Annotated in this window: 21 protein-coding genes and 1 pseudogene; 10 read left to right on the top strand and 12 right to left on the bottom strand. The window is 72.1% G+C overall.

Annotation, left to right across the window (positions count from 1 at the left end; all coding sequences use genetic code 11):
* Positions 1 to 40: 40 nt before the first annotated feature.
* From BJ969_RS02755 to BJ969_RS02745, 3 genes are read right to left on the bottom strand one after another with little or no spacing between them, the layout of a single operon-like run.
* The gene (locus tag BJ969_RS02755; RefSeq protein WP_184476999.1) at positions 41 to 880 is read right to left on the bottom strand and encodes a carbohydrate ABC transporter permease; all 840 of its coding nucleotides are present in this window, start codon (positions 878 to 880) and stop codon (positions 41 to 43) included.
* Positions 880 to 1,770, bottom strand: a complete 891-nt coding sequence (locus BJ969_RS02750; RefSeq protein ID WP_184476997.1) for a carbohydrate ABC transporter permease — start codon at positions 1,768 to 1,770, stop codon at positions 880 to 882. Before BJ969_RS02750 ends, BJ969_RS02755 begins: the two co-directional genes overlap by 1 nt.
* Positions 1,770 to 3,041 carry an ABC transporter substrate-binding protein gene (locus BJ969_RS02745; RefSeq protein ID WP_425503516.1) on the bottom strand — a complete coding sequence of 424 codons (1,272 nt, stop codon included), beginning with the start codon at positions 3,039 to 3,041 and terminating at the stop codon, positions 1,770 to 1,772. The genes BJ969_RS02750 and BJ969_RS02745 overlap by 1 nt, the downstream gene beginning before the upstream one ends.
* A gap of 347 nt (positions 3,042 to 3,388) precedes the next feature.
* Here BJ969_RS02745 and BJ969_RS29950 point away from each other — a divergent pair.
* Together BJ969_RS29950 and BJ969_RS02735 are read left to right on the top strand one after the other, a co-directional pair.
* Positions 3,389 to 3,580, top strand: a pseudogene (locus BJ969_RS29950) (type II toxin-antitoxin system Phd/YefM family antitoxin); the annotation flags it as partial.
* Positions 3,577 to 3,837, top strand: coding sequence for a Txe/YoeB family addiction module toxin (locus BJ969_RS02735; protein ID WP_184476993.1), 261 nt, complete (start codon positions 3,577 to 3,579; stop codon positions 3,835 to 3,837). The pseudogene BJ969_RS29950 and the gene BJ969_RS02735, both read left to right, overlap by 4 nt.
* Positions 3,838 to 3,849: 12 nt before the next feature.
* Here the strand turns inward: BJ969_RS02735 and BJ969_RS02730 are convergent, their stop codons facing one another.
* The 4 genes from BJ969_RS02730 to BJ969_RS02715 all read right to left on the bottom strand — a co-directional run bounded on the left by BJ969_RS02730 (position 3,850) and on the right by BJ969_RS02715 (position 10,355).
* Entirely contained in the window at positions 3,850 to 4,377 is a 528-nt protein-coding gene (locus tag BJ969_RS02730; protein WP_184476991.1) for a general stress protein, read from the bottom strand.
* A 79-nt stretch (positions 4,378 to 4,456) separates the two neighbouring features.
* Positions 4,457 to 5,473 (bottom strand): CPBP family glutamic-type intramembrane protease, encoded by a 1,017-nt coding sequence (locus BJ969_RS30725; protein ID WP_184476989.1) that lies wholly within the window; start codon positions 5,471 to 5,473, stop codon positions 4,457 to 4,459.
* A 17-nt stretch (positions 5,474 to 5,490) separates the two neighbouring features.
* Positions 5,491 to 9,201, bottom strand: coding sequence for a patatin-like protein (locus BJ969_RS02720; protein WP_343071187.1), 3,711 nt, complete (start codon positions 9,199 to 9,201; stop codon positions 5,491 to 5,493).
* A 191-nt stretch (positions 9,202 to 9,392) separates the two neighbouring features.
* A complete protein-coding gene (locus BJ969_RS02715; RefSeq protein ID WP_184476987.1) occupies positions 9,393 to 10,355 on the bottom strand; it encodes an aldolase/citrate lyase family protein in 963 nt (320 codons plus the stop codon).
* A gap of 417 nt (positions 10,356 to 10,772) precedes the next feature.
* Between BJ969_RS02715 and BJ969_RS02710 the strand changes: the two genes are divergently transcribed.
* Together BJ969_RS02710 and BJ969_RS02705 are read left to right on the top strand one after the other, a co-directional pair.
* Positions 10,773 to 12,080, top strand: a complete 1,308-nt coding sequence (locus tag BJ969_RS02710) for a magnesium transporter MgtE N-terminal domain-containing protein (protein WP_266092339.1) — start codon at positions 10,773 to 10,775, stop codon at positions 12,078 to 12,080.
* Complete coding sequence (locus tag BJ969_RS02705; protein ID WP_184476985.1) at positions 12,073 to 12,606, top strand: DUF1003 domain-containing protein; 534 nt, start codon at positions 12,073 to 12,075, stop codon at positions 12,604 to 12,606. The genes BJ969_RS02710 and BJ969_RS02705 overlap by 8 nt, the downstream gene beginning before the upstream one ends.
* A gap of 81 nt (positions 12,607 to 12,687) precedes the next feature.
* Here the strand turns inward: BJ969_RS02705 and BJ969_RS02700 are convergent, their stop codons facing one another.
* The gene (locus BJ969_RS02700; RefSeq protein ID WP_184476983.1) at positions 12,688 to 13,179 is read right to left on the bottom strand and encodes a MarR family winged helix-turn-helix transcriptional regulator; all 492 of its coding nucleotides are present in this window, start codon (positions 13,177 to 13,179) and stop codon (positions 12,688 to 12,690) included.
* A 274-nt stretch (positions 13,180 to 13,453) separates the two neighbouring features.
* On the opposite strand from BJ969_RS02700, the gene BJ969_RS02695 reads away from it, so the two are divergent.
* The gene (locus BJ969_RS02695) at positions 13,454 to 14,593 is read left to right on the top strand and encodes a P-loop NTPase (protein WP_184476981.1); all 1,140 of its coding nucleotides are present in this window, start codon (positions 13,454 to 13,456) and stop codon (positions 14,591 to 14,593) included.
* 76 nt (positions 14,594 to 14,669) lie between these two features.
* On the opposite strand, the gene BJ969_RS02690 is transcribed toward BJ969_RS02695, so the two are convergent.
* Positions 14,670 to 15,287 carry an O-methyltransferase gene (locus tag BJ969_RS02690; protein WP_343071186.1) on the bottom strand — a complete coding sequence of 206 codons (618 nt, stop codon included), beginning with the start codon at positions 15,285 to 15,287 and terminating at the stop codon, positions 14,670 to 14,672.
* Positions 15,288 to 15,622: 335 nt separating this feature from the next.
* On the opposite strand from BJ969_RS02690, the gene sigE reads away from it, so the two are divergent.
* From sigE to tatB, 4 genes are all read left to right on the top strand, one after another.
* On the top strand, positions 15,623 to 16,210 hold the full coding sequence (sigE, locus tag BJ969_RS02685; protein WP_184484686.1) for an RNA polymerase sigma factor SigE: 588 nt from the start codon (positions 15,623 to 15,625) through the stop codon (positions 16,208 to 16,210).
* On the top strand, positions 16,207 to 16,932 hold the full coding sequence (locus BJ969_RS02680) for a zf-HC2 domain-containing protein (protein ID WP_184476979.1): 726 nt from the start codon (positions 16,207 to 16,209) through the stop codon (positions 16,930 to 16,932). The genes sigE and BJ969_RS02680 overlap by 4 nt, the downstream gene beginning before the upstream one ends.
* 173 nt (positions 16,933 to 17,105) lie before the next feature.
* Positions 17,106 to 18,896 (top strand): trypsin-like peptidase domain-containing protein, encoded by a 1,791-nt coding sequence (locus BJ969_RS02675; protein WP_184476977.1) that lies wholly within the window; start codon positions 17,106 to 17,108, stop codon positions 18,894 to 18,896.
* Between the two features lie 102 nt (positions 18,897 to 18,998).
* On the top strand, positions 18,999 to 19,409 hold the full coding sequence (gene tatB / locus BJ969_RS02670; protein ID WP_184476975.1) for a Sec-independent protein translocase protein TatB: 411 nt from the start codon (positions 18,999 to 19,001) through the stop codon (positions 19,407 to 19,409).
* Here the strand turns inward: tatB and BJ969_RS02665 are convergent.
* Positions 19,388 to 20,614 carry an MFS transporter gene (locus BJ969_RS02665; RefSeq protein WP_343071185.1) on the bottom strand — a complete coding sequence of 409 codons (1,227 nt, stop codon included), beginning with the start codon at positions 20,612 to 20,614 and terminating at the stop codon, positions 19,388 to 19,390. The two genes, tatB and BJ969_RS02665, sit on opposite strands and share 22 nt — an antisense overlap.
* A 63-nt stretch (positions 20,615 to 20,677) precedes the next feature.
* Here BJ969_RS02665 and BJ969_RS02660 point away from each other — a divergent pair, with 63 nt between their 5' ends.
* The gene (locus BJ969_RS02660) at positions 20,678 to 21,616 is read left to right on the top strand and encodes a LysR substrate-binding domain-containing protein (protein ID WP_184476973.1); all 939 of its coding nucleotides are present in this window, start codon (positions 20,678 to 20,680) and stop codon (positions 21,614 to 21,616) included.
* A gap of 49 nt (positions 21,617 to 21,665) precedes the next feature.
* On the opposite strand, the gene BJ969_RS02655 is transcribed toward BJ969_RS02660, so the two are convergent.
* On the bottom strand, positions 21,666 to 23,243 hold the full coding sequence (locus tag BJ969_RS02655; protein ID WP_343071184.1) for a leucyl aminopeptidase family protein: 1,578 nt from the start codon (positions 23,241 to 23,243) through the stop codon (positions 21,666 to 21,668).
* A 129-nt stretch (positions 23,244 to 23,372) separates the two neighbouring features.
* On the bottom strand, positions 23,373 to 23,540 hold the full coding sequence (locus tag BJ969_RS02650) for a DUF3117 domain-containing protein (RefSeq protein ID WP_184476971.1): 168 nt from the start codon (positions 23,538 to 23,540) through the stop codon (positions 23,373 to 23,375).
* Positions 23,541 to 23,767: the final 227 nt, after the last annotated feature.

Here is a 23,767-nt window from a genome sequence, read left to right as displayed (position 1 = left end):
GACCGTTCGCCCCTTCTCGTGGGACGAACGGTCCGCCGGCTCACTCCTTGACGGCTCCCGAGGTGAGGCCGGAGACGATCCTGCGCTGGAAGAACAGCACGAACAGGATGATCGGGATCGTGATCACCACGGCCGCGGCGGCGATCGTCCCGGTCGGGTCCTCGAACTGCGAGTCGCCGGTGAAGAACTGCAACGCCACCGGCACCGTGCGGGACGCCTCGGTGGAGGTGAGCGAGATGGCGAACAGGAAGTCGTTCCAGCAGAAGATGAACACCAGGATCGCCGTGGTGAACACGCCCGGCGCGGCCAGCGGCGCGATCACCTTCCGGAACGCCTGCCCCGGAGTGGCCCCGTCCATGGTGGCCGCCTCCTCCAGCTGCCACGGGATCTCCCGGAAGAACGCCGAGAGCGTGTAGATCGCCAGCGGCAGCGAGAACGTGATGTACGGCAGGATCAGGCCGGGCCACGTGTCGAACAGCCCGAGCGCCCGTTCGATCTCGAACAGCGGCGACACCAGCGACACCTGCGGGAACATCGCGATGAGCAGCGACACCCCGACCAGCAGGCGCTTGCCGGGGAACGTCAGCCGCGCGATCGCGTACGCGGCCATGGTGCCCAGGACCACGGCGATCGCGGTGGCGATCAGCGCGATGCCGATGGAGTTCAGCAGCGCGCGCAGGAACTCCCCCGTCCGGAAGATCGCCGCGTAGTTCTCCAGCGTCCACTCGGCCGGGATGAACCTGCCGTCGCTGAGACCGGCGGAGGTCTTGAACGACAGCGACACGATCCACAGCACCGGCACCAGCGCGTAGAGCACCACGACCGCGTTGAGCACGGTCCACTTGGCCGTGTCGGCGGGTTTCCTCGCACGGCGGGTCATCAGCGCCTCCCGTCGTCGTCGGCGCCGGGCGCGGCGGTGCCGAACAGCTTCACGAACAGGAACGCGATCAGCGCCACCGCGAGGAAGATCAGCACGGACATCGTGGAGCCGATGCCGAGGTTGAGTCCTTTGATCAGGTTGTTGTAGGCCAGCACCGACACCGAGGAGGTGTCCTGCGCCCCGTCGGTGAGCACCACGATGTTGTCGAAGACGCGGAACGCGTCGAGCGTGCGGAACAGCAGCGCGACGAGGATCGCCGGCTTCATCACCGGCAGCATGACCTGGGTGAACCGCTGCCACCGCGAGGCGCCGTCGATCTGCGCCGCCTCCAGCATGTCCTCCGGCACCAGGGCGAGCCCGGTCATCAGCAGCAGCGCCATGAACGGCGTCGTCTTCCACACCTCGGCGACGACGATGATCGCCAGCGCGGAGGCCCGTTCGGTCAGCGGCGCGCCGTCGGTGAACAGGTTCGCCAGGTACCCGGTGTCCGGTGTCCACGCGTAGCGCCAGCTGAACGCGGCGACGACGGTGACGATCCCGTACGGGATGAGGCTGACCGTGCGCACCAGTCCCCGGCCGATCAGCGCCCGGTGCATGATCAGCGCCAGCGCCATGCCCAGCACGAATTCGATCACCAGCTGGGCGACCGTGATGAGCACGGTGACGCCGAACGCCGTCCACCAGTACTGGTTGCCGAGCACCGTGACGTAGTTGTCCAGGCCGACGAACTCGCGCTGGTCGGGGTACTTCAGGTCGTAGCGCTGGAACGAGAGCCACACCGCGTACAGGATCGGCCAGCCGGTGACGGCGACCATCACCAGCGCGGCCGGCGCGCACAACGCCCAGCCCAGCCTGCGCTCCGCGCGCCCGGCCGCGTCCGTCGTGGACATCAGGGCATCACTCCCTGCGAGTCGAGGGCGTTCTGCACCTCGGTGCGCATCCGCTCGGCGGTGCGCGGCGGGTCGATCGCCGAAGCCGGGGACAGCAGCTTCGACAGCACCGTCGAGACGTTCTGGTACGCCGGGGTGATCGGGCGGATCGCCGGATCCCGCAACTCCTCCAGGATGGTGTCGCGCATCGGGTACTCCGCGGCCATCTCCGGTCCGGAGTAGACCGATTCGATGGTGGGCGGCAGTCCGTCCTCGACCGCGGAGAACCGCTGGCTCTCGGCGCTGCGCAGGCACAGCGCGGCGTCGAAGGAGGCCGCCGGGCGCGGCGAGTACCTGCTGACCGCGAGGTTGAACCCGCCGATGGTCACCTTGCTTGGCCGGTCCGGATCAGAACTCGGGTAGCGGGCCCAGTGGACGTTGCGGGCGACGTCCGGCGCGTCCTCCTGCATGGACGGGTAGACGAACGGCCAGTTGAGCTGGAACGCCGCCTCGCCCTGCTGGAATTCGAGCCGGATGTCGTCTTCCTGCGCGTTGGACATGGACGGGCTGGTCAGCCCGGAGTCGGCGAGCGCCTTGAGCTGCTCCAACGCCCGGACCGCGCCCTCGTCGACGACGGCGCGGGTGCCGTCGTCGGAGATGAGCCTGCCCCCGGCGGAGGCCAGCAGCGTGTTGTACTGCACCACGTAGCCCTCGAACTGGGCGCCGGGGATCAGGATCGTCGACGGACGGCCCTCGGCTTTCAGCCGCCGCGCCTGCTCGATCATGTCGTCCCAGGTCCGCGGGGGTGTCCGCACCACGTCCGAGCGGTACCAGAGCAGCTGGACGTTGGTGTTCTTCGGCGCCCCGAACAGCTTCCCGCCGTAGCGCGCGGATTCCAGCGGTCCGGCGAGCGTGCCCGCTTCGGCCTGCTCCCGGTCCTCGCCGGTCCACTCCCGGACCCAGCCCGCCCGCGCGAACTCGGCGGTCCACGTGGTGTCCAGGCCGAGGACGTCCATCCCGTCGTCCTGCGCGGCGAGCCTGCGCACCATCTGCTCGCGCTGCCCGTCCGCGTCGCGCGGCAGCTTGTGGTAGACGATCTTGAAACGGCCCTGGGCCTGGTCGTTGCACTTGTCGACGACCGTCTGCAGGTTCTCCTCGGGCGCGTAGTAGAGGTTCACCGTGTTCGCGCTCTGCGGCGGCGCGCACGCCGTCACGCCCGCCGCGGCGGCCACCGCCAGCCCCAACGCCACGGCCCGCCGGACCGCGCCCCGATCGCGTTCTCGCACCCTCACCGTCGTCGGCCTCCCAGACGTCTCGCGCCGGTGCGGCTGAGGCCGAACGCCCGCGCCCCATCGCACGCAACGGACCACACCGGCGGCCCGGTGCGGGTGAGAGCAACCTAGGCGCGTTGATCGACTCCGGCAATACCCCTATCGGCGCAGCGAACCCGCATTCCAGCGGTGGTGAGGACGGCCGGTGGCGCGGAGCGGGCCAGGACGCGGGAACACCGCTCGACACCGACGCTTCCGCCCAGCCCCACCCCAGGAGTACAACTTTCCGTACGCATAGGAGGTGGCTTGTGAAGACGATGTCGTACTCGGAGTCGCGCGCGAAGTACGCCTAGACCCTCAACTCCGTTGTCGACGATCGCGAGGAAGTGGTGATCACCCGATCCGGACACGAACCAGTGGTCATGGTCGCGCTCGATGACTACGAGTCGCTGAAGGAAACGGCTTACCTGCTCAAGAGCCCGGAGAACGCGCGTCGTCTGCTCGCCTCCATCGATCGCCTCGAACACGGCGGGGGCACGACTCGGGAACTCATCGAATGAAGTCGGTCTGGGATGAGAACGCCTGGGACGACTACGTCTGGTGGCGGACTCAAGACCGCAAAGTCCTCAAGCGGATCAACACGCTGCTGAAGGACGTGGAGCGGAACGGCAATGAGGGAATCGGTAAGCAGGAGCCGCTCAAGCACGGCTTCCACGGGTTCTGGTCACGCCGGATCACCGACGAACACCGCCTCGTGTACCGGCTGCAAGAAGACCAGATCCAGATCGCCGCGTGCCGCTACCACTACGGCGGTTGACCCCGGCCCGGCTCACTGGGAGGTTTGCGGCCGCATCGCCAGGTGGGCCAGCAGGTTGCGGCCGTGCTCGGCGTGGCGGGGCTGGGCGAGCACGTCGTAGCGGCCCGCGACGAGCTGGCTCGCCGAGGAGAAGTCCCGGCGCCCCCGCATCGCGAGGTACCCGGCGACGGCGAAGCCGATGCCGATCACGACGCCACCTCCCAGGCCGGCCAGCATCGAGCTCAGCGCGCCCGTGCCGGGCGGTGTCGCGATGCTCATGACCAGGCCGATGAGCAGGCCGATCCACGCTCCGGAGGCGGCGCCGCCCGCGATCACCTTGCCCCAGGTGAGCTTGCCGGTGATCCGCTCCACGAGCATCAGGTCGACGCCGACGATGGTGACCTCCCGGACCGGGAAGTCGGAGCCGGCGAGGTGGTCGACAGCGCGCTGCGCTTCCTCGTACGTGCCGTACGAGCCGATCGGCCATCCCGTCGGCGGGATGGGCATGCTGCTCGGTGAACCCGGCGCCGGCCGAGCCGAGCCGGAAAACGGGGAAGACACCGCTGACACCTCCGTGGAGCGCACTACCTAGCAGGATCGGCAAGGGCCCGATTCGTCCCCTATCGTCCCTGCCTCCAGGCTACCTCGTCACCCCGGCCCGGAGATCGTCTTGGGTCTCCGCGCGCAACGACCACGGGTTCAGCGGCACCCGCCCGCCGGTGACGGTCCACTCCCCCCGCTGCGCCGCCCTGCGGTCCACCCACCAGCCGTACGCCAGCACCGCCGCGATGAACGGCAGCACGTCGCCCACCGCGAAGTCACCGGCCTGCTCGATGCCCGGCACCCCGGACAGGCCGCTGACCAGCACGCTGAGGCTGTTGTTCGCCACGTGCAGCGCGATCGCCGCCTCCAGGCCGCCGGTGCGCAGCGTCAGCCAGCACATCGCGACGGCCATCACCAGCAGCTCGCACCACACCAGCGGATCGGTGTAGCCGTGGCCGAGCAGGAACAGCACCGAGGTGATCACGATCGCGGGCCACGGCGTGCGGAACCACGCGGTCAGGGTCTGGAGCAGGAAACCGCGGAAGGCGAACTCCTCCGCCGCGCTCTGGAACGGCACGATCAGGACCGCCAGCGCCACGATCCGCGCGTAGTCGGCCCAGCCCGGGAAACCCGGTCCGCTGGAGCGCCCGGCGGCCCAGGTCAGCACCGCGGAGATCGCGAACGCCACGGCGAACACGGCCACCGCGGCCAGCAGGCATTCGCCGAGCCACCGCCAGCGCATCCGCCCGGTCACGCCGATGAGCTGCCGCGGGCTCCGCCGCTGCGCCCACAGCACGGCCAGCATCACCGCCGGGATCAGCGCGGCCAGCGCCCCGAACGACACGTACAGCAGCACGAACGGATCGCGCACCACCGCTTCGACGTAATCCGGGTTCAGCCACAGCGACGCCAGCCGGAACTCGCCGAACCCCGCCGGGTACAGCACGAACAGGCCCAGCAGCACCATGGCGACCAGCAGCAGCACGAACGCGAGCACCGCGCCGAACAGCAGCGCCAGCAGCGGCGTCCACCACCGGTGCCGGGAATCGCGGGCGAGGAGGTGGTACGGGGTGCCCTCCGGCGTCGGATCCGCCGTTGCCGGGAAGTCGCTCACCCCTCGGATCGTAGTGCTCACCCGCCCGTGGCCGGAGCCGCGCGCGCGGCATCCGATCGGGCGGAATCCGGGCTCGGGCCGGGGCGGCCGCCGGGTTCGGAACGCTGCGGGCGCGGCCGGGGACGCAGCAGGTCCACCGTCGAGAGCAGCACCACGTGCGCGTAGGCGGCGACGATCGACGCGGGCAGCAACCAGGCGACGGCGCCGACCGCGGGCTCCGCCAGCCACAGCGCCCCGGCGAACACCACCGCCGACACGGCCGCGGCGACCGCCCGGCCCCACGCGCGCAGGCCCAGCGACCCCAGCCAGGTCAGCGCAACCGCCGCCACCACCAGGCCTTGCGGGCCGAGGGTGAACCCGGTGCTCGCCGTCCACAGCAGGGCCGCCGTCAACGCCGCGGCGATGAACACCGCGGGCAGCCACCGGGCGAGCCCCTTGCCGCGGCTCAGCAACCGGAACCCGAGCCACAGCGCCGACACCGCGGCGACCAGCAGCGCCAGCAGCACGCCCACGTTGATCACGAACGGGTCGTAGGTGAACGGCCGCAGCACCGACACCGCCGAGGAGTCGGGCGGCACCACCGCGATCCGCGCGCCGATCGCCGTCGCGGGCTCGTTGAGCAGGCAGGACATCGTGGCGTCCGGTGGTGGCCGCCCCGCCGGGCAGGTCAGCGAGTACTCCTGCGCGTACGGCGCCCCGACGGGCGCGACCCCGCTGAGCACGACCGCGCCGGCACCGAGGAAGAGCACCAGCGCCACCCGCCGCGGTGCCGCCACGGCCAGCACCACCAGCAGCAGCACCGGCTTGACCACGGTCATCGCCACTCGGCCGAGCAGCCGCAGCACCCCGGCCGTGCCCGGTCGGACCGCCCGGTAGGCCAGCAGGGCCGACCTGGTCGCGACCGAAGCGAGCCGGGGCTCGCCGAGGTCCTCGACGCGCTGGCGCCCCACCGCGTAGCGCCGCACGTCCCGGGTGAGCCGCTGCGGCTCCGGGATGTCCGGCAGCCGGGGCTCGCCCGGATCGGCGCCGGTCGCGACGGTGGCCACGAAGGGCAGCTCCTGCGCCGCGATCGTCCAGTGCAGCCGCTCCACGACCAGCGCCTTCGTCTCGGTCAGCGGGTGCTCGTCGACGGGGTCGGCGAACATCGCCGCCAGCTCCGCCCGCACCTGGTCGGCCCGCCGCTCCCACAGCTCCGTCAGGAAGCTCTGCCAGCGCTCCGAGCCGGCCACGTCGCCGAGCTCCGCGCGGGTCGGGGTGGTGACGATGGCGCGCAGCCGCTGCGCGATGCCCTCCGGGCCGAGCCCGGCGCTGTGGCGCAGCAGCCGGGCGGGCACCAGCAGCAGTCCGACCAGCGCCGACGCCGCGTCCAACCGGCCCCACATCCAGTCGTTCGCGCGCCACCGCGCGGACAGGAACGCCCCGAAGTTGCCCAGGTCGCCGCCGCGCACCTTGTCCTCGACGCGCAGTTCGCGGGCCACCCGCAGCGCGTCGAACGGCAGCGGTGACGGCGCGTCCCCCACGACCCGGAGGAAGTTGATCCGGTCGCCCGGCGAGCGACCCACGTCCAGCGGCGCGGTGAGCACGACCAGCGCGCGCAGCACGGCCGGGCGGCGCTCGGTGCGCTCCAGCAGGCCGTAGCCGATCTGCGCGGGGGATTCGACGTGGGTGCGCGGCGGCGCGGCGGCGGCGATCCGGTCCGCGATCCGGTGCAGCACGACGCGGGCCTCGGCCACCGCGTCCACCCCGTTCTCGTCCCACGGCACCGCGTCGGCGCCCGAGGTGTCGGCCATGGACGCGAGTTCGGCGGCGAACTCCTCCAGCGCGCGCTGGAAGCGGCCGTCCTGCTCGACCTCGTTGAGCACCGCGCCCAGCAGCGGTCGCACCGGCGACGGCAACCGGTGCTGCATCCGCTCGCGGCGCTCGGCGACCCGCAGCACCCAGTCCGCGAGCTCGCCCAGCTCGACGATCGGTTCCAGGACGGCGCCGTTGATCCAGTAGCGGTCCGCGTGCCCCTCCAGGACCTCGGCGAACGTGCGCAGCCGGTACAGCGCCGCCTTGCAGCGGCCGATCAACGGCAGCTGCTCCGGGCTGGCCCAGCGGCCGATGTCCCGCGCCCAGTCCAAGCATTCCTGCACCCCGGACGACAGTCCGCGCACGTCGTCGAAGACCCGATCAGGTTCCGCCGCGGCTAGCTCGGCCAGCCCCGCCGCCAGCCGCCTGCCCAGCACGGTGCGGACCTGCGGCGACCAGCCCTCCAGCGGGTCCCCGACCACCGGCGGCAGCAGCCTGCCGTCCTCAGTGCCCGCCGGCTCCACCAGCAACCGCAGCACCGCTTGGGCGTCGAGCTCCGCGCGCACCACCGCGTACTCGGCCTCGACCTGCCCGGCCTGGGAGAACAGCATCGCTTCCCGCTCCGCCGGGGCCGCGGGCAGCAGCGGCGCGAACACCGATCTGCGGCGCAGTTCAGTGCGCTGCACGGCGGCGTTGTGCTCGTCGAGCGCGTGGATGTCGGCCAGCAGCGACTCCTGCGACATGCGCGCGCTCATCGCGGTGGACACCACCGGCAACGCCAGCTGGCGGCTCAGCGGCCTGCCTTCGCCGACGGTCTCCGGTTCCGGGTTCAGGTACAGCAGCCAGCGCGCGCTGGGGCGTTCGGTGGGCACCGCGGCCATCGCCTCCACCGCCGCGGTGACGGGGATGTTGTCCAGCACCCCGCCGTCGATCACCCGGAACGGCCGGGGATCCGCGGTGTTCTCGGAGAACACCCCGAACATGTCCGGTTCGCCGGGTGGCGGCGCGCCGGTGCTGGAGTGCACCTGCGCCGGTTCGAAGGCGAACGGGAACGACGAGGTGGCGCGTGCGGCCTGCGCCAGGCGCAGCGCGGTCGCCGGGAATTCCTTGCCGGTGCCGAAGTCCGACAGCGGCTGCCCGGAGCGGCCCCGGTGCCGGAAGCGGAACGAGGCGGTGCGGCGCTGCTCGGTCAGCGGCCCCGACCTGCCGTCGAAGTGCCGCTCCAGCACCGGGTCCAGCAGGGTCGCGGTCAGCAGCAGGTCCAGCCGGTCGCCCAGGTTGCGGGCGTCCTCGGGGGCCGGGGTCAGCTCGCTGATCAGCCTCGCGAGCTCGGCGCGGAAGTAGGCGTCGCCCTCCAGCAGGGAATCCGGCCTGCGCTGCCAGAACTTCGGCACCGCGCGGCACATCGCCTCCAGGTCCGCCAGGCGCACCCACAGCTCGCGCATGTCCTCGAACGGCATGCCGTAGACGATCGAGGCGGACAGCAGGGTCGCGTTCAGCCCGCCCGCCGAGGCACCGGCCAGCACGTCCACGGACACCGAGTCGTAGCCCGCGAGCCCGGCCAGCGCCGCCCACGGGTGCTCGTCGTCCGGTTCCGGGTTCGGCTTCGCCGTCCCGGGCGGGGGCGTGCCGGACGTCGCGCAGCGCAGCAGGTCGATCTCGGCGACGGCGCCGCCGATCCACACCGCGAGGCTGGCCCCGCCGCGCATCGCCAGCGCCAAGCGGAGTTCCTGGTCGTTCTCGGCGTCGCCCGCGCCGGAAGCGGGTTCGCCGCCGGAGTCCGCGCCCGCTCCGCCGCCTTCGGCCCGATGCCGACCGGCCGCCTCCCCCGTGGTGCCACCGCCGGCCCGCCCGTCGCCGGTCGCCCCGCTCTCGGCGGGGTCGCCGCGGGTCAGGTCCTCGTCGGCCATGCCGCCGCCCCCTCGGTCGACTCGCACGCCGGGAAAGACCTCGGCACGGCTCGTTCCGCGGAGGAACCCGACGATCGCTCTTGATCAGAACGTACCGCGCCGCACCGGCTCCGGGATCGTCCACACGGGCGTCAGGACGCGCGTGCCCAGGCAGGCCGCCGCGACGGGTGTTCCGGGGCCGGGCGCGTCGCCCCGCCGCTCCGCTCGAACCCGGCGGCTCAACCGGCGGCGGGCGGCGTCCACTCGTCGGTGCGGGACATGCCCGCCGCCCGCCCCTTGCCCGCGATGACCAGCGCCATCTTCCGGGACGCCTCGTCGATCATCTCGTCGCCGAGCATCGCCGCACCGCGCTTGCCGCCCGCCTCCGAGGTGTGCCAGTCGTAGGCGGCCAGCACGTTCTCCGCGTGGTCGTAGTCCTCCTGGCGCGGCGAGAACAGCTCGTTGACCGCGTCCACCTGCGCCGGGTGCAGCACCCACTTCCCGTCGAAGCCCAGCGCCGCCGACCGGCCGCCGACCCGGCGCAGCCCGTCCACGTCCTTGATCGCCAGGTAGGGGCCGTCGATGGCCTGCACGTCGTGCGCCCGCGCCGCCATCAGCATCCGCATCAGCACGTAGTGGTAGGCGTCGCCCACGTCGTAGCCGGGCGGTTGCTCGCCGACGACCATCGACCGCATGTTGATCGAGGCCATGAAGTCGGCCGGGCCGAAGATCAGCGCCTCGATCCGGGGCGAGGCGGCGACGATCGCGTCCACTTCGACCAGGCCGCGCGCGTCCTCGATCTGCGCTTCGATGCCGATCCGGCCGACTTCCAGGCCGGTGGCGCGTTCGATCTGGGTCAGCGTCAGGTCCAGCCAGCGCACGTGGTCGGGGCTGGAGACCTTCGGCAGCACGATCGTGTCCAGGTTCGCCCCGGCGCCTTCGACGACCTCCACCACGTCCCGGTAGGTCCACTCCGAGGTGAGGTCGTTGACCCGTACGGAACGGATCTTGCCGTCCCAGCCGCCCTCGTTGAGCGCCGCAGCCACCCGGCCGCGCGCCTCGGCCTTCGCCAGCGGCGCGACCGCGTCCTCCAGGTCCAGGAAGAACGAGTCCACCGCCAGCCCGCGCGCCTTGTCGATCATCTTCGCGCTGGAGCCGGGCACGGCCAGACAGCTACGGCGGGCACGTCGACGATCGACCACGAGTTCCTCCTCATAGAACGGGCACAGAGGTATCTACCACGCCGACAACCCCCACAGCCGTGACCCCGCTCCCCCAAGAGCCGCAGCAAACCCACGAAGAACGAACAAACCACGCTCACCCAGCGGCCGAAGGCCGTGCCTTTGCGGCGAAGCCGTGCAGTTGGGCTGCGAAGCAAGCCTGCCTTGCGGCGAAGCCGTGCCTGTATGTGCGAAGCACATGGCCCACGTCAAGAAGCCGACCACCCGCGGGTTCTCAGTGGCTTCCTCGCTGCGGGATCTTTTTCCCGAGTGGCTCCGCGAGGGAAAAGCTGTCCTCGCGAGGAAGCCACTGAGGTTCCGCCACCCGACCCCCACGCCAAAACGACCCCGACAACGCCGCAACTGCCCCACCACCTACAGCCGACTAGCCTGATCGGCGTGGCAGCGACCAGGGTGTACGCGGCACGAGTAGCCGGACTCGCCGTGTTCGGGCCGGACGGCGAGTCCATCGGCAAGGTCCGCGACGTCGTCGCCGGGCTGAGCACCGCGCACCAGCCGCCGCGGGTGCTGGGCATCGTGATGGAGATGGCGGCGCGGCGGCGGATCTTCGTGCCGATGCTCCGGGTGGTGCGCTTCGAACCCAACGCGGTCACCCTCGCCACCGGTTCGGTCAACACCCGGCAGTTCCACCAGCGCCCCAACGAGGTCCTGGTGCTCGGTCAGCTACTCGACGCGAAGGTCACCGTCGCCGCTTCCGGCGCGTCCGCGGTGCTGGTGGACGCCGCTCTGGAGCAGACTCGCACCCGCGATTGGCGGATCAGCAGGCTCGCGGTGCGCGAGCGCACCGGGCGGCTCGCCCGTCGCGGGCCGGTGCAGGTGCTGGAGTGGGATCAGATCACCGGGCTCGCCGCCGCCGAGCTCACCGACCGGCCGCAGGGCGTGGAGCAGCTGCTGGCGCTGCTGGACACGATGCGCGCCGTCGACGTGGCCAGCACGCTGCACGAACTGCCCGCCAAGCGCCGCTACGAGGTGGCGGAGGCGCTCGACGACGAACGGCTCGCCGACGTCGTCGAGGAGCTCCCGGAGGACGACCAGAAGGACCTGATCGGCCACCTCGGCGAGGACCGGGCCGCCGACGTGCTGGAGGCGATGAGCCCGGACGACGCCGCGGACCTGCTCGCGGAACTCCCCGAGGTGGACAAGAACCGGCTGCTGGAGCTCATGGAGCCCGCCGAGTCCGCCCCGGTGAAGCGGCTCCTGGAGTACTCCTCGGACACGGCGGGCGGGTTGATGACGCCGGAGCCCGTCGTCGTCGGCCCGGACGCCACCATCGCCGAGGCGCTCGCGATGGTCCGCAATCCGGAGCTGCCGGTGGCGCTGTCCAGCATGGTCTTCGTGTGCCGCCCGCCGTCGGCCACGCCCACCGGCCGCTACTTGGGTTGCGTGCACATCCAGCGGCTGTTGCGGGAACCGCCGTCGACGCTGGTCGCGGGGGCGCTGGACACGAGCCTGGCGAGCTTGCCACCGACGGCCGCGCTGGCCGAGGTGACCCGCTACTTCGCCGCGTACAACCTGGTGTGCGGGCCGGTGCTCGACGACGAGGAGCACTTGATCGGCGCGGTCACCGTGGACGACGTGCTCGACCACCTGCTCCCGGAGAACTGGCGGGAGAGCGGCTTGCCGGACCGGGACGACCGGCCCGGCGCGCATTCCCCGGACGCACCGAAAGCGAGCGACGATGCCTGAACTGCTCTCCCGGCGGCGGCTGGACCAGCCCCGGATGCCGCGCCGGTTCGCCGTGGAGTTCGACCCGGAGCTGTTCGGCCAGGTCTCCGAACGCGTCGCCCGCTTCCTCGGCACCGGGAAGTTCCTGTTCTGGATGACGGTGTTCGTGATCAGCTGGATCGGGATGAACCTGTTCGCGGTGGGGCTGCGGTGGGATCCGTACCCGTTCATCCTGCTGAACCTCGCGTTCTCCACCCAAGCGTCGTACGCGGCGCCGCTGATCCTGCTCGCGCAGAACAGGCAGGACGACCGCGACCGGGTCTCGCTGGAGGAGGACCGGGCGCGCGCCGAGCAGACGAAGGCCGACACCGAGTACTTGGCGCGGGAGCTGGCCGCGTTGCGGCTGGCCATCGGTGAGGTCGCGACCCGCGATTACCTGCGGGTCGAGCTGGACCGGCTGCGCGACGAGCTGCCCGGCACGGAGAGCGCGGGCGCGCGCCGGCGGCGCCAGGGCTCGGGCGACGGCAACGAGGAGGGCCACCGCTGAGGGTTCCTGGACGGGGCCGCTCCACCCGGCGCGCAGGCACGGGCCGACGTTAATCGGATTATCCGCGCGCGGCTGCGGCGCTCAGGCTTGGGCGCGTTGGCCCGGCGGTGCCGGAACCCCGCCCGCGGCGAGCTTTTCGCAGGTGCGGGCGAACTCTTCGAGCTCCCGCGGCTCGGTCACCGAAAGGAAGTACTGGGTCACTCCACCGAGGTGCGTGCTGGATGCGGTGCGCAACCGCCCCTCGCCGGCCTCGGTGATCACTGCGAGTACTCCCCTGCCGTCCGAATCGACCCGGACGCGACTGACCAGACCGATCCGCTCCAACCGGTCGACCAGCCGGGTCACCCCGGATCTGGACAGCAGCACGGTGTCCGCGAGCTCGGTCATGCGCAGTCTGCGCTCGGGCGCCTCGAACAGCGCGTGCAGCACGTCGTAGGCGGCCAGCGTCAGCCGCTGCTCGGCGATCAGATCCCCTTCCAGGCAGCGCGTGACGCGGGCGTGCGCACGCAGGAAGGTTCGATAGGCCAGCAGCTCGCCACGAGTGGGTAATCGATCAAGACCCGTCTCGGTCACGATGAGTGATACTACGGAGGGCAGTCACACGATTGCGAAGCGCCCCCGGATTTCACGATGCGAGCACGTCGGACCCGGTGCTTGGAATAATCCAGCGCACAGCCCCGCGCAACCGGCTTCCGCGCACCCGAGCGGCACCCGGCGCGGAGACCCCCGTCGTCACCCGCTGCGCACCTCGCCTGCGATTCCGGGGCTACCGGCCCGTAACATCGAGGGTCGGTCCGTAGCATCGAGGGCAAGCACAGCCGCAGGAAGGGTCGGTGTCACCGCAACCGTGACCAGCACGCACTCCGCTCCCACGGAAGAGGCCGTTCGCCAGGCCCTCACCAAGGTCGAGGACCCGGAGATCCACAAGCCGATCACCGAGCTCGGCATGGTCAAAGCCGTGACGATCGGCGAGGAAGGCCAGGTCACCGTCGAGGTGTACCTGACGGTGCAGGGCTGCCCGATGAAGGAGACGATCACCCAGCGGGTCGACGCCGCGGTCGGTGCCGTCGACGGCGTCCGGGCCGTGACCGTCGAGCTCGACGTGATGAGCGACGAGCAGCGCTCCGAACTCCGCAAGAAGCTGCGCGGCAACTCCGAGGAGCCGCGCATCCCGTTCGCCGAACCCGGCTCGATGACGCGGGTGTACTGCGTGGCCTCCGGCAAGGGCGGCGTCGGCAAGTCCAGCGTCACGGTGAACCTGGCCGCCTCGATGGCCAAGCGCGGCCTGTCGGTCGGCGTCGTCGACGCCGACATCTACGGCCACTCGGTGCCCCGGATGCTCGGTTCCAGCGGCAAGCCCACCCAGGTCGAGAAGATGATCCTGCCGCCGCAGGCGCACGGCGTGAAGGTCATCTCCATCGGCATGTTCACCCCCGGCAACACGCCGGTCGTGTGGCGCGGGCCGATGCTGCACCGCGCGCTGCAGCAATTCCTGTCAGACGTGTTCTGGGGCGACCTGGACGTGCTGCTGCTGGACCTGCCGCCCGGCACCGGCGACGTCGCGCTGTCCACCGCCCAGCTCATCCCCAACGCGGAGATCCTGGTCGTGACCACGCCGCAGCAGGCCGCGGCGGAGGTCGCCGAGCGCGCGGGCGCCATCGCGATGCAGACCCGGCAGCGGCTGGCGGGCGTCGTGGAGAACATGTCCTGGATGGAGCTGCCCGACGGTCAGCGCATGGAGGTCTTCGGCAGCGGCGGCGGCCGGATCGTGGCCGACTCGCTGACCCGAGCGGTGGGCTCGGAGGTCCCGCTGCTGGGCCAGGTGCCGCTGGACACCCGGCTGCGCGAAGCGGGCGACAGCGGCACGCCGCTGGTCATCGAGGCGCCGGACTCCCCGGCGGCCCAGGTGCTCAACGACGTGGCGAAGCGCCTGTCCACCCGCGCCCGCGGGTTGGCCGGTCAGCTGCTGTCCGTCTCCCCCGCCTGAGCCGGCACCACGAGGCGGTCCCGGCGCGGACCGGGACCGCTGCTCGTGGAGGCGTCAGGTGAGCGCGCCGCGACCGTCAGGAGCGCGCGATGGCCAGCAGGCCGTCGCCGACGGGCAGCGCCACCGGCACCAGCGACTCGTCGGCCCGCACGGCCCTGATCAGCTCCCGCACCGCCTGCGCGCGGGGCTCCTGGTGCTGGGTCGCATCGACCGGACCGGCGAACACGATCGCTCCGCCCGGCCGCAGCAGCGGCGCGCCGAGCTCCAGGAACATCGGGTACCGGCTGGGCATGGCGTCGACGAACACCAGGTCGTAGGCGTCCTCGGTGAGCTTCGGCAGCACCCGCTCGGCCAGCCCGGCGATGAACCGGGTGCGACCGCGCGCCACGCCCTGCGCGGCCAACGCCTCGCGGGCGATGTGCTGGGCCGACGCGTCGACGTCGATGGAGGTCAGCACGCCCTCGGGCACCATGCCGCTGAGCAGCCAGCTCGCCGAGGCGCCCGTGCCGGAGCCCACCTCGACGACGGATTTGGCGCGCAGCACGGTCGCCAGGAACCGCAGCGCGGCGCCGACGGACGCATCGATGGTGTCGTGCGCTGGGTCGGTCACGGGCCCGATGGATCCGCGGGCGTCGCCGAGCATGCTGCCCGGCCGGTCCAGCGGACCGGTGCCGATCGACGTCTCGGGTATCACGAGTCGCAAGATTATCTTCGCGGGCCGGTTCGGTTGTCCTGTTTCGGCACATCGTTAGACGCCTGTTTCCGTGAACCCGCCGGTCTTGCGCCGATCAGGTGAAAGTCAGGTTCTCAGGCTGCTCTCAGCGCTCTTTCATCCGTCCCTCACGAGCGCGCGCGAGAGTGGAGGGCGAATCGAGGGCGGACCACGCCCTCAGCGATAGCGGCGACACCGCGGAACGCGCTGCGCACCACCCGCTCCGGACCTTCACCGGGAACAAAGCGGCGGGCGAGTTCGTTCCCCTTGTGCACCAGCCGCAGGAGGTGGCTCCACGTCCGATGCCAACACAGTCGATGAGTCCGGCCGTTCGAGCGGACCAGAACACCGTCGCCGCCGCACCCGTCTCGGATGCGGAGTGGACGCCACCGTCCTGGGACGAGGTCGTCCGCGAGCACGCCGACCGGGTCTACCGGCTCGCGTACCGGCTCAGCGGCAACCAGCACGACGCCGAGGACCTCACGCAGGAGACGTTCATCCGCGTCTTCCGCTCGCTGGCGTCCTACAAGCCGGGGACGTTCGAGGGCTGGCTGCACCGGATCACCACGAACCTCTTCCTCGACATGGCCCGCCGCCGTTCGCGGTTGCGGATGGAAGGCCTGCCCGAGGACACCGACCGGCTGCCGAGCACCGGCCCCAGCCCGGAGCAGGTGTTCTACGAGACGCACCTCGACCCGGACCTGCAGGCCGCGCTGGACGAGGTGCCGCCGGAGTTCCGCGCGGCCGTCGTGCTCTGCGACGTCGAAGGACTCTCCTACGAGGAGATCGGAACCACCCTCGGGGTGAAGCTCGGTACTGTGCGCAGCAGGATCCACCGCGGCAGGCAGATGTTGAAGGCCACGTTGGAAGCTCGGCGGGAACAGGCTCGGGAGGAGTCGGCATGACGGCTCGGCGAGGGTGGGGGCTGTCCGAACAGCACCTCGCGCTGGACGCGCTCGTGGCATTCGTGGACGGAGAGCTCACCGCCAACGCCCACGACCGCGCCGCCGCCCACCTCGCCCGGTGTCCGGCCTGCGCGGCGGACGCCGCGGCGCAACGGCAGGCGCGCACGGCGGTGCGCTCCGCACCCGCCCCTTCCGTCTCGGCGGGCCTGCTCCAGGCCCTCCAGGCGATACCGTCGAGCGCTGAGCTGCCCGCCCAGCCCGACGGGCTGGCGCTGACCGAGGACGGGCAGCTCGTCGCGGTCAACCCGGGAGCACGACCCGGCCGGTTCGGTTCCGGAGCCGCCCTCGGCTCCACCACTCCGCTCGGCGGCGGCCAGCAGCCGATGGGCACGAGCACCCCGCTCGGCGCGACGTCGCCGGACCAGCGCGCCGGGCGCGGTAGGCGAACGGGTGCGGGCGTGGTGTTCTCCGGGCTGGTGCTCGGTGCGCTGGCCCTGGTGAGCGTTCCCGACGAGCAGCTCCCCCCGACCGACGCGGGCCCGATGCCGCACCCCGGCGAGGCCTACGACTCGGCGATGATCCCGGCCTCCGCCCGGCTGAGCGAGCCGCCGCGCGACGCCCCGGCCCCGCCTCCGCCGTCCGAATCGGCGGCCTTCCCCAGCTCGGACGCTCCGGCGACGCCGTCGGGCTCGCCGCTGATCTCGGCCTCCGTCCAGCCCTGAACCACCTCGCCCCGGGCGAATCCGGTGTGCGAGCGGGCACCTACGCGGACTTCACCTGATGCTGGGCAGGATGTGCGGTGGACGCCCACCACCGGTACCGGTGCGCGGGACGCCACCTTCATGTGATCCACTCGCATGCCGATGTGTCGACGACTTCGCAGGTCCGGGGAGCGATGAGCGAGCAACCGAGGAAACCCGCGCAGGGATCCGACCCGGTGCGGCCTGATCGGACCCGTCCGCACGGCGACCAGGACGGCACCTTCCCCACCGGCGGCGCGCCGCGCGAGCAGGCGCTGCACCCGTGGCAGCAGGGCTCCGCAGCGCCCGCGCGCGGGGTCCCCGCCGAAGACTTCCAGCGCCCCGGCACCGGCGGCGAGCGGCCTGTGGCGCGGACCGGCAACGGGCCTTCCGAACCGCACGAGACCTCGCCGCCGAACCCGGCGGGCCCCGCCGGACCGGGGCACCAGCCCGCCGCCGCTCAGCAGGACGACCCGCAGCGCCTCGGGGCACGCCCGACGCAGCGCCCCGACGTCGACCCCGCGCAGGCCCGGACGTTCGGCAGGCCCAGCGGCGTGTCCGGCAGCTTCCACCCCGACGCCTCCCGACGGCCGGGCTCGGGCGTCGAGCAGGCACCACCACCGCCGGACGCGCTGACCAAGGCCTTCGGCCGCCCCCAGGGCACGCCCGATTCGCTGCAGCGCGAGCCCGGCGAGACCCCGCCCGCGACCACCACCGAGCAGCCCGCGACGTTCTGGAACGACCGCGGCGACCGGGACCCGTGGCGCAACCCCTCGGCGAGCTCCGTGATCGGGCCGCCCGCGCTGCCCGAGGAGGCCGCCGAACCCGACGCCGAACCCGGCCCCGGCCCGCTGCTGAGCGCCCGCGAGGTCCTGTTCGGGCGCCGGGTGCGCCCCCGCTCGCTCGCCGCGCTCGCCGGAGTCGCGGTGCTGCTGGCCGGTGTCGGCGGCTTCGTCGGCCGCATCACCGCCGAGGAGGGCAACCCGCTGACCAACCCGGACGTGACGCTGGCCGAGGTCGAACCCGGCATGGAACGCCCCAGCGGCGGCGTCGCGGGCGTCGCCCACCGCATCGTGCCCGCCGTGGTCTCGGTGGAAGTGCACGTCGGCGCGCAGGGCGGCAGCGGCTCCGGCGTGGTGATCGACGGCAACGGCTACATCGTCACCAACAACCACGTCGTGTCGATGGCCGCGGACACCCCGGGCGCCAGGGTCTCCACGGTCTTCAGCGACGGCAGCCGGGTGCCCGCCCGGATCGTGGGGCGGGACGTGAAGACCGACCTCGCGGTGATCAAGGTCGAGGTGGCCAACCCGACCGTCGCGCAGCTGGGGCGCTCCGCCGATCTGGCCGTGGGCGACCAGGTGATCGCCGTGGGCTCCCCGCTGGGGCTGGCGAGCACCGTGACCACCGGCATCGTCAGCTCGGTGAACCGGCCGGTGCGGCTGGCCGGGGAAGGCACCGACACCAACGCGGTGGTGGACGCGATCCAGACCGACGCGGCGATCAACCCCGGCAACTCGGGTGGTGCGCTGGTCGACGGCAACGGTGCGGTGGTCGGCATCAACAGCGGCATCCGCACCATCGGCTCCGGCGGTGAGGGCGGCTCGATCGGCCTCGGGTTCGCCATCCCCATCGACGACGTGCGGCGCATCTCCCAGGAGCTGATCCGCGGTGGCAGGGCCGTGCACGCCGACCTCGGGGTCAACGCCAAGTCCGTCAACGACGGCACGACCGACGGCGCCCAGGTGCTCAACGTGCGGGACAACGGCTCCGCGGCGGCGGCGGGCATCGCCGAGGGCGACGTGATCATCCGGGTGGGCGACCGGAAGGTCAGCACCGCGGACGAGCTCGTGGTGGCCGTGGACCGCTATCCCGTGGGCAGAACGGTCCCGGTGACCGTGGTGCGGCAGGGCCGTGAGCTGGTGTTGGACGTGGCGCTGCGCTGAATGCGCATCCAGTTGGGAAAAGTGGCGTTTCCGCAAGGTCCGTCCGGGTGGGTAGGCTGGCGGAGCGCGACGCGCACGGCATGGAGTGAAAGGTGATCCGAGGTGTTCGACAGCATCGGCTGGGGTGAGATCCTGGTCCTCATCGTCGCCGGTCTGTTCATCCTCGGCCCGGACCGGTTGCCGGAGGGCGCAGCGTGGCTGGGCCGCACGATCCGCCAGGTCAAGGAGTACGCGACGGGCGCGCGCGATCAGCTGCGCTCCGAGCTGGGACCGGAGTTCGACGACCTCCGCAAGCCCCTCGAAGACCTGCGCGGCATCCGCGACTTCAACCCCCGCACGGCGGTGACCAAGCACCTGCTGGACGGCGAGAACCCGCTGAACCCGCCGCTGAACGGCAACAACGGCAGCAACGGCAACAACGGGTCGACTTCCACTCCGCCCAAGCCGCAGTCCCAGCCGCAGACACCGCTCGCTCCGGGGGAACGGCCGCCTTACGACTCGGACGCCACCTGAGCCTCGGGTTCCGGCGCGGCGGCGCCCACCGTCCGAGCTCGCCGACTGCGCAGCACCGGCACCGCGGCGAGGACCAGCCAGCAACCGAGCACGGCGGTCATGCCCGCCCAGCCCCACGCCGCGTAGGCCACGCCGCCGAGCACCCCGCCGACGCTGCTGCCGCCGTAGTAGGCGAGCTGGTACATCGCGGAGGCCTGCCCGCGCGCCGAAGGTGACGCGAGCAGTCCGACCCAGCCGCTGGCCACCGAGTGGGCGGCGAAGAACCCGCCGGTGAACACCACGAGCCCGGTCAGGATCACCACCAGGTTCCCGCCGAGCATCAGCAGCAGCCCCAGGACCGCCGTGCCCAGTCCGGCCAGCAGCACCGGGCGCCGCCCCCAGCGGTCCGCGAGCCGCCCGGCCAGCGCCGAGGTGACGGTGCCCGCGGCGTACGCCAGGAACGCGAGAGCGGCCAGCGCGGGCGGCACCGACAGCGGCGGCTCGACGAGCCGGAAGCCCAGCACGTTGTAGACCGCGACGAACGACCCCATGCCGAGCGCGGCGACCAGGAACGGGGGCCGCAGGGCCGGATCGGTCGCGGCGGCGCGCACCCCGGTCAGCAGCGGTGTCCAGCGCAGTTCCTGGCGCCGCTGGTGGCGCTCCCGAGGCAGCAGCAGGACGAACGCGACCGTGCAGATCCCGGCCAGCGCGGCGACCGCCGCGAGCCCGCCGGTCCAGCCCGCGAAGTCACCGGCGATGCCGCCGAGCAACCTCCCGGACATGCCGCCGATCGTGGTGCCCGCGACGTAGAGGCCCATCGTGGTCCCGAGGTCCCGGCCGCCGGTCTCGTCGGCGAGGTAGGCGGCGGCGACGGCCGCGATGCCCGCGACCGCGGCTCCCTGCACCAGGCGCAACGCCACCAGCAGCGGGAAGTGGGCCACGAAGGGCAACAGCAGCCCGATGGCCTCCGCCAGCAGCAGCGAGCACACCATGATCCGCCGCCTGCCGAACACCTCGGACAGCGTGCCGAGCGGGATCGCGGCCACCGCCAGGCCCAGCGTGCCCGCGGAGACCAGCAGCGCCGTGGTGCCAGGGGCCAGCGCGAACGACTCGGCGAACTGCGGCAGCACCGGCTGCGGCGCGTACAGCAGCGCGAACAAGGCCAGGGCGCCTGCCAGCAGTGCGAGCCGGATGCGCCGGATCCGGTTCAGGTCATCGGTGAGCACGTGGGCGACGGTAAGCAACGCTAACTAATGCGTCCAATTCATCGAACATCGACAATCCATGCCGTGACGCATGAATCAGATGGATCGCTGGACGCCGCCCAGCTCACCGCGGATCTGGCCCCGACGTTGAACCTGCTGCGCACCGTCGCGGCGGAGGGGCATCTCACACGGGCGGCCCACCGGCTCGGCATCCCGCAACCCACCGTAAGCCGCACCCTCGCCCGGCTCGCCGATCGCCTCGGGACCGAGATCGTGACGCGAGACGGGCGCGGCGTGCGGCTCACCCGCACCGGGGCGAAGCTGGCTGCCGCCGCCGACGACGCCTACCGCGAACTGGCCGACCGGTGCCGCGAAGTCGTGGAAGAACTCGATCCGGACCGGGGACGGGTGGCACTCGGCTTCCAGCACACCATGGGCGGCGCCCTCGTTCCCGAACTCATCAGGAGCTTCCGGACCGACCATCCCGGAGTGCGGTTCCGGTTGGTCCAAGGTGCGCGCGACGAGCTGCTGACCGGGGCGCGGGACGGCAGGCTCGATCTCTGCCTGGTCTCGCCGATGCCGTCCGGCCCGGAGTGGGAGGCGAGCCCGGTGACGCGCGACGAACTGGTCGCGGTCGTGCACACCGACCACCGCCTCGCCGGGCGCACGAGCGTCCGGCTGGCCGACCTCGCGGGTGAGGACTTCGCGCTGCTGAGCTCCGGCTACGGGCTGCGGCGCATCGTCACCGAACTGGCCGGCGCGGCGGGCGTGGCGCTGCGGACCGCGTGGGAGGGCGAGGAGGTCGACACCGTGCGCGGACTGGTCGCGGCGGGTCTCGGCGTCACCGTGCTGCCCAGGGCGCTGGGCGGTGCGGTGGCGGGCACCGCGGAGATCTCGTTGAGCCCGGCCGCGCACCGCACCGTCGGCATCGCCTGGCCGGCCCACCGCACCCCGCCTCCCGCCGTGCACGCCTTCCGCGAGCACGCGATCACCCGCGGAGACCCACCGGCCGGATGCGAATGATCCCGCGGCGGATCACGCCCGCCACGGGATCACTCGGACATCAGCGGTGTCACTCGGCCAGCGAGGCGGCGAGCTCCACGAGGGTCCTGGCCGCGAATCCCGTCGCGCCCGGGACGACGTCGTCGTAGGCCTTGTCCGCACGCCCCGGCCCGGCGATGTCCAGGTGCGCCCACGGCACCGCGCCGACGAACTCGCGCAGGAACAACGCGGCCGTGATGCCACCCGGTCCTTGCGGCGCCTGGCGCACGTCGGCGAGCTCGCCCTGCACGTCCGCGGCGTGGTCCTCCAGCAGCGGCATCCGCCACCAGGACTCGCCGACGCGCTCGCCGGCCTCGCGCAGCGCGCGCTCCAGCTTCTCGTCGGTGGCGAACAGTCCACCGGTGCGCAGCCCCAGCGCGACCTTCATCGCCCCGGTCAGCGTGGCGACGTCGACGATGAAGTCCGGCTCGTGGCGCTGCACCGCGTAGGCCAGCGCGTCCGCGAGCACCATCCGGCCTTCGGCGTCGGTGTTGGCGACCTCGGTGGTCTTGCCGCCGTAGTGGCGCACCACGTCGCCCGGCCGGTAGCTGCTGCCGGAGACGTGATTCTCCGCGGACGGCACCAGCGCCGTCACCCGCACCGGCAACCGCAGCCGGGCGATGGACAGCAGTGCGCTGAGCACCGCGCCGCCACCGGCCATGTCGGTGCGCATCAAGTGCATCCCGTCGGCGGGCTTGATCGAGATCCCGCCGGTGTCGAACGTGATCCCCTTGCCCACCAGCACCAGGTGCGGGCCGGACTTCACGCCCTCCGGCCGCCAGGTCAGCTCCAGCAGCCGCGGCGGGCTCACCGAGCCGCCGCCGACCGCGAGCACACCGCCGAAGCCCTTGTCCGCCAACCACTTCTCGTCGCGGACCGTCGCCGTGACACCCGGCAGCGGTCCCGCGAGTTCGGTGCCCGCGCCGGCGAGCCACACCGGGTTCTTCACGTTCGAAGGTGCGTTGGCCAGGTCCCTGGCCAACGAGGTCGCCGCGGCCCACTCGTGCGCGCGGGCCGCGGCGGCGCGCAGCTCCGCCGGGTCGACCCCGTCGGGCACCACCAATAAAGCCTTGCGCATCCGCGGCGCGGCCGGTTCGGCCGACACCCGGAACCGGTAGTCGCCCAGCGACAACCCGAGCGTCAACGCCGAGACGAGCTCGGCATCGGCGTCCGCGGGCAACCGCACCTGGACGTACTCCGCTTCCGCCGCGTCGCCGAGGTCCGCCGGGTCGGCGTCGTCCTCCGCGATGCCCTCGCCGAGCCGGGCGCGCGCCGCCCGCGCGATCGACGCGCCGATGGAACGCCACCGGCCGACGCCGGAACCGGCGCCGACCACCCAGCCGAAACGCCCGTCCGGCAGCGGAACCGTGCGCACATCGCCCACGGTGGCCGTGACGCCCAGCGCCTCCAGCAGCGAGGGGTCCACGCCCCACGGTTCGGCGGCCGCGGCCAGGTCAGGCCCGGAGGCCCCGTCGAACACCGGCACCGCCGCCGGAACGCCGTCCCGCCACCGCGAGACCACGTCCACTTCGACCAGTGCCGTCGGGATCACCGGGAGCACCGCGTGCTCCGGGGTCCGCGACGAGCCGAACACCGAGGAATCGGACACGGATTGAAATCCTTCCCGCACTCAAAGAAAAGGCCGTCTCGGCCACTCCACGGATACCGGCCCCGGCATCGACCTCGGATGCCAGGGCCGGCGACGATCGGGTGCACGCCGATCGCTTGCGCAGCGGCCTCAGCCGGTGACAGATTCCAGGGCCTCGCCCAGGTTCGTTGCCTCCTCCACCGACATCTCGACGACGAGCCGCCCACCGCCCTCAAGGGGGACGCGCATTACGATTCCGCGACCCTCCTTCGTCACCTCGAGGGGACCGTCACCGGTCCGGGGCTTCATGGCCGCCATAGCGTGCTCCCTCCGTGAACTCTTCCCACCCGCTGATCGCCCACAATCAGTCGGGTCCGGTTCCATTCTCCCCCATCCGGACGCAGCCGCGAAACCGAACCGATCAACTCGTGTCGCTCTTGCGCTGGTCGAATACCGGCGGCGGGTGGCAGACTCAGCCTTCGTGCGGGCATGTTCGGGACTTTTCGGCTCGCAGCACGGCCATTCGTGCGAGCGTCGTGCTGCCA

Origin of the sequence: Saccharopolyspora gloriosae, assembly GCF_014203325.1 — a bacterium.
Taxonomy (GTDB): domain Bacteria; phylum Actinomycetota; class Actinomycetes; order Mycobacteriales; family Pseudonocardiaceae; genus Saccharopolyspora_C; species Saccharopolyspora_C gloriosae.
Note: the sequence above shows the minus strand (reverse complement) of the source record. Positions and strands in the feature narration are given on the sequence as shown.